We start from the raw sequence: 5,571 nt of genomic DNA on the forward strand, positions 1-5,571 counted from the left end.
CGCAGCCAGCCATCGGCAGTGAACGCCGCAGCGGTCGCCTCGGGCCGGTTCCAGTACCCCTGCATCACGAACGGCCCGCGCACCTGGATCTCGCCCGTATCGCCGGGGCCAAGCACCGTGCCATCGGGCGCGACGATGCGCACATCGGCAAGCGGCAGAACGCGCCCCGCCGAGGCCCGCTTGCGCAGGAAATCGGCGCCCACCGCCTGCGCCAGCGCACCGGCGCATTCGGTCATGCCATAGCCGGTGCCCATCATCGCCTGCGGGCATGCCGCGCGGATCGCATCGAGCAGATTCACGGGCAGCGCCTGCCCTCCGCTGGCGACATTGCGCAGCGAGGCCAGCCCGCCCCGTGCCCCGCCCGCTTCGACGGCACGCAGCAGATCCCACAGCATGGTGGGCACTCCGGTCAGCACCGTCACCCCTTCGTCGGCGATGAGCCGCAACGCGTCGGCCGGGTTCCAGCGACGCAGGATGATCGTTTTCGTGCCGGCGATCAACGGCGAGAGGAAGCCCGAGCCAAGCCCCGAAATATGAAACAACGGATAAACCAGCAGCGTCGCCTGCTGCGGCATGTGCGCCAGAATCGTCTCGACCGGCAACCCTTGCGCCCGGGCAATCCCGTGGAGCACCATCATGCCCGACAGTTGCACCGTCATCAGCCCGGTAACGAGGTTGCGATGGGTCAGCACGACGCCGCGCGGCCGCCCGGTAGTGCCGGAGGTAAACAGGATCGCTGCCGGATCGTCGGGCGATGCCGTATGGGCGATCAAGCCCGACGCAGCCCCCTCGCCCGGCTCTGGCGCGGCATCGGGCTGGGTGAGGTCGATCATCGGTCCGGCATATCCGCCGACCTTCAAGGCGTCGAAGGCACGGGTGTCGGCAAGAACCAGCGAGGGAGTCACTTCCTCGATCATGCCGATCAGCTCGACGGGCGAGCCCCGACTGTTGAACAGCGCCGCGACCCCGCCTGCGCGCAGCACCGCCAGAAAGCCGATCATCCATTCGGCACGGTTGTGCATGCAGATGGCAATGCGCTGCCCACGCCGATCGCCAAGCTGCGCGGCAAGGCGGTCGCGGGCAGCAAAGATTTCGGCAAAGCTGGTGCGACGCTCGCTGCCGTCATCGCGCCAGTCGACGATCGCGGTGCGGTCGCCATGCCGACGCGCGCTCTCGATCATCAGATTGAGATCCGGCGGCGCATGGCGAAAGGCGCGAGCGCCCTCCCGCTCCACGATCTCGAACCCCATGCCGGGCCCGGTCAATTCGGCGAGAAGGGGATCGCTTTGGGCAGATGACGGCACGGTCATGGGCATGACCTGCGGCAATATGCCGAAAACGCTTGGGATGGCGTGTCTGCGGCAGGCATGGTCTCTCCTTGGCATGGCAGCGGCGCAATGGCGGCGTTTTTAACCCAGCGATTCGCCGCATTTACACACTGTAAATCACTTTAAGGTATGTTTTGCGAATTTCAAGAAGCTTAAATCTGCGCACAATCAGGCCGCAGGCTGTTGCCGGCTGCCATAATTGACGTCATTCGCCCGAACGTCGCTGTGATCGGCCGCCGATAATAGACGCCATGAAGAGGGCATAGTGTTAGAAGTACGCTAAACAATGCTAAGTGATAACGACGTACGTTTTGGCCAAAAGGCCACAATCGCAAATATTATAGTGAATTGGTTTGCAAGAGGAAAGCCTAATGCCAGCATCCGATGCATTATCGGATGCATTCCTCGTAAGCGGAATCCGTGTGGAGACTACCTTTATCTGGACGCTTAATCGCTTCTGGATTTTTCGTTACAAATCCAATTAAGCAGAACGCATAGGGTAGTTCCCAGATCAGAAAATATATCAATTTGAATCGAATGGGGCCGACGCAGCCCATAGAAGCCATCCCGCCCGGGAAAGCATAACCGGCCCTGCAACTCTCATTGCGCACTTCGAAAATGTGATGCCCGCTGAACAGGGTAAATCGCGGCGCTGGAATGCATCACACAAGCTTGCTGCATAAGTTAATGGGGTTGTCTGATCATCTGTTTCCGCGACTGCAAATCGAGCGTTTCGCGTGCAAGTCCGGGTTATCGGGCTGTGGGCGGCCTTGGAGTGAGATCGTGTCCCGACTTCGTTTGGTTGGGCATGCTGCTGCTGAGGGAGCGAACAAAGCCCTGTAGTAACGCCTTCTGGATTTCAAGCAGCGGTAACGAGCCGGCCGCCTTGCCCGTCAGCGTCTCGACCAGAGGCGCGGACCAGAAATAGCCGAACAGCATGTTGAAAATGGCAACGATTTCGACAGCCAAAATATCGTTATTGCTCACGATGCCGGCCTTGGCACTTATACGATGACCATAGGCAATCAGTTCCGCCAGCCAGTCGCCGGCAATCTCGTCCACATCGCTCTCCCGCGAGATCGCGGCCCGGATCAGCAAGCGCGCAATATTGGGGTGGAGCGCCAAAAGATCGGTCATCTGCCCGGCCAACTCGTACAGTCCGGGCATGTCGTCGGGTCCATCGATGATACGGTCCATCAACATGAAAAGCGGTTTTAGCGCACGTTCGTAAACCCGGCGGTACAAGTCCTCCTTGCCAGAAAAATGCTTGTAAAGCCCAGGCTGCTGGATTCCGACCTGATCCGCAATGTCGCGCAATGACGTCGCGCCATAACCTGCGCTGGCGAACAACTCTTCTGCCGCATCGAGAATGCGGCTGGCGGTGCGCTGCCCCTTGCTGAGTCTCGTTCTGGTTTCGACTGCCGTGCTATCCATATCGGATTGACCATGCCCCAATGCGCCGCAAATTGCAAAATCGCATTTATTGATTCAGCAAGATTCATTCTCGAATGATCGTCGTAAAAAATAGTTTAACATAATTACTTTTCATTCGAAAAAATAATACAAAATTCTCGGCGGATCCATAATAATAAATTTATATATTTATAATCTTTTATGCCAAAGTACATCCGTCTCGATCAATCCACTAGCAGCGGTACCATTTTGTACGTCGCCCGCGGGCGTACATCCAGCCTGACCATTACCCAGAACCGGAAAAGTTATTGAGAATAGGATACATCATATTATAAAAAAAGCGATAATAGGTCTATTAAATTTCATAAATTCCCCCAAAATTTAGAGATTTTTATTTTTTAAAATACTTATCCGCCTGCCTTTGAGACCATTATCGATTTTTTATTGTTGACGTACCGAAATACATCTCTGGATATGCTCGACATTTCTACAAAATAATGCCAGAAACTCCAGGTTATTAGCCATTTAGGTTAATTGCGTTCGTAGATCTGAACATTTTCGCACAACGCACCTTCCGGGTCGGTTGAAAACACAACCCGCACACCGTGGTCCGCTTCCTCGCGGATCGGGCCGACCAGCTTTCCACCATGCGCGACAATCCGCGCCCCAAGTGCTTCAAGATCATCAGTCGCGAAGCCCAGAATTACCTGCTGATCTCGCGGAGCCTCGCGCTGTGTAAAATTGAACATTACCAGCGTTCCCTTGGACCAATCGCCCCCGGGAGCCATGATCACCTCTCGAAATGGCTCGCCATCGGAATTGCCCGCGACCCTTTGCACCACACCGAGACCGTAAACGGCCTGATAATAGCTGGCCATGGCTTCTTCGTCGCGGCAGATCAATTTTGAGAACATGCTCATCGTACTTCCAAACCCTCTCTCGCCGCATATCGAAATGTCGCAGCGGCCGTTTTGCCAAGCGAACGGGCCTCGATCGGCCTCGCACAAAAACAATCCACTAGAATCAAAAGCTTCTAGGTCGTCAGGCTGCGGCAGCCAGCGGAGCATCGACAGTGGCTTCTTCAGGATATTCGGCCGGACCGCCAAAGTCGTATGCGGCGTTGATGGCGCGAATAAATGCCGGATCGTTGAGCGGATCGGTCGGCGTCTCGATTTGATAGCCGCGCGAGCGCACATCCTTGATCAGCGTGTCGATCGCCTGTTCGTGTGTCAGGCTGTCAGAGCCATCCATGTTCTTTTTTAATTCGTCGAAGTCGCTGAACACTTCGGCCGACCAGTGAACCAGAAAGCGTAGCTCGTCTGTGCGATAGCGCTCGATCACCTTGTCGCCGGTCTTCACGAGCCAGCCGTCGCGATCACCCGGATCACCGGTGAACACGCTTTCGAAAGCCAGGCCGGCGGGGCGGCGGCGTTCGACCGGGCCATTGGCCTCGCCACGATGGACCAGCATTTCATTTTGCACGACGACCGCGCGGTTGTAGATCGGCGCCTTCACCCGCTCGGGGCGAGCCAGCGGCCCCTTTGGCCAATAGGTGAAACCGCTATTCGGATCATGACTGAACCAGGTGATCACTTGCGCCATCTTGATGAGGTAGTCGCTGAAAAGCCCTGACCTGCCCATCACCGAACAGAGCCAGGTCGGCGAGTTCTCATAACGCACGCCACGGAAGCTGGGTGTGTCGAGATGTCCGGGATCACTGTTGGCGCAAGGGCCGTTAATATTGAAAAGCATCATCTGCGGTTTGGCATATTCTGCGTTCCAATAAGACTTGGCATGGCCAAGAAAAGCCTCATTGTAGAACAGATCGTGCATTTCGGGATAGAGCACGGTCGAGTAATTGGCTAAAAATCCCCGGAATGTCGGCGTGATAAACATGTCCAGAGTTGGCGTGAACCCTTCCGGAAAGCCGCCCGCGAAAGTGGCCAATAGCGCTTCAACATTGGGGAAATGTTGCGCCAGTATCAGTTTCCATTCGCCTTTGTCATGAACCACGTCAAGCAGACGTCGCTTCTGCTCCTCGGTAAACGGCTTGTCGATTTCACGCGGTGGAGCCACCGGTTGCAGGATGTTCGACAGGAATTGGCGACGGTTTTCATCAAGCATCGTTCGCTCCGTTTGCATGCACCTGACGGCCGTGGCGATTGCCCCGATTCTGCCGTGGTCGACGCTACTTCAGAGAAAGTTATAGCTTGATAACATTTTATGCAAGTGGTTTTGCAACCGGCCGCATCTTGCGGGAACCCCTATCCGCAATGAACGCGCGGGAGGCATTGAAGGTGCTCGTACAGCCGTAGCGCGGGCAGGATCCTCACCGATCACCCGCTTTGGCGCGCCAAACCTTCCGCCGCCTGGTACCGCACGCTGGGTTGCGCGCCGCAAGGCAGCCTGAACTCCAGGCTGCACACCGTTTGCGCCGGCCCCGGATCGTTGGCCCCGCAGTGCAGACCCAGGCGTCGAATGCGCCATCACTCACCCGCAAAATATTACGCATTGGTTTTATATTTATCCATTTTTAGCTCGATATGCGTCATCCATCCCGCTAGCATTCGCGCCAAAGCAAAACAGATGGAGCGAGGATGACGCAGCCAGGAACACGCGGCCCGGTCTTTATCGGTGGGGCCAGCGGCGCACTGAATGACAGCGAGATTGCCGTCCCCGGGCTGCTGCACGCCGAACGGCTGGATTACCTCGTGTTCGACTACCTTGGCGAAGGGGCGATGGGCCTGTTTGCCTATCTCAAACGGATGAATCCGCAATCGGGGTTTCTGCCCGATTTCGTCGATCTGCACATCGGCCCCTATCTGTCGCA

5 protein-coding genes are annotated in these 5,571 nt (G+C 56.7%); 1 reads left to right on the plus strand and 4 read right to left on the minus strand.

Annotated features, from left to right (window positions below; translation table 11 throughout):
* From P4L78_RS01245 to P4L78_RS01260, 4 genes are all read right to left on the minus strand, one after another.
* Positions 1–1,310: class I adenylate-forming enzyme family protein (locus tag P4L78_RS01245; RefSeq protein WP_309326433.1), on the minus strand; the 1,310-nt coding region annotated here is incomplete at its 3' end.
* Between the two features lie 768 nt (positions 1,311–2,078).
* Positions 2,079–2,762, minus strand: coding sequence for a helix-turn-helix domain-containing protein (locus P4L78_RS01250; RefSeq protein ID WP_309326435.1), 684 nt, complete (start codon positions 2,760–2,762; stop codon positions 2,079–2,081).
* A 509-nt stretch (positions 2,763–3,271) separates the two neighbouring features.
* On the minus strand, positions 3,272–3,808 hold the full coding sequence (locus P4L78_RS01255; protein WP_309326437.1) for a VOC family protein: 537 nt from the start codon (positions 3,806–3,808) through the stop codon (positions 3,272–3,274).
* Complete coding sequence (locus P4L78_RS01260) at positions 3,783–4,865, minus strand: hypothetical protein (RefSeq protein WP_309326439.1); 1,083 nt, start codon at positions 4,863–4,865, stop codon at positions 3,783–3,785. The genes P4L78_RS01255 and P4L78_RS01260 overlap by 26 nt, the downstream gene beginning before the upstream one ends.
* Before the next feature lie 473 nt (positions 4,866–5,338).
* Between P4L78_RS01260 and P4L78_RS01265 the strand changes: the two genes are divergently transcribed.
* The coding region (locus P4L78_RS01265) for an acyclic terpene utilization AtuA family protein (RefSeq protein ID WP_309326441.1) at positions 5,339–5,571 on the plus strand (233 nt) is incomplete at its 3' end.

It is taken from the genome of Silvimonas sp., assembly GCF_031291215.1.
GTDB classification, from domain to species: Bacteria; Pseudomonadota; Gammaproteobacteria; order Burkholderiales; family Chitinibacteraceae; genus Silvimonas; species Silvimonas soli.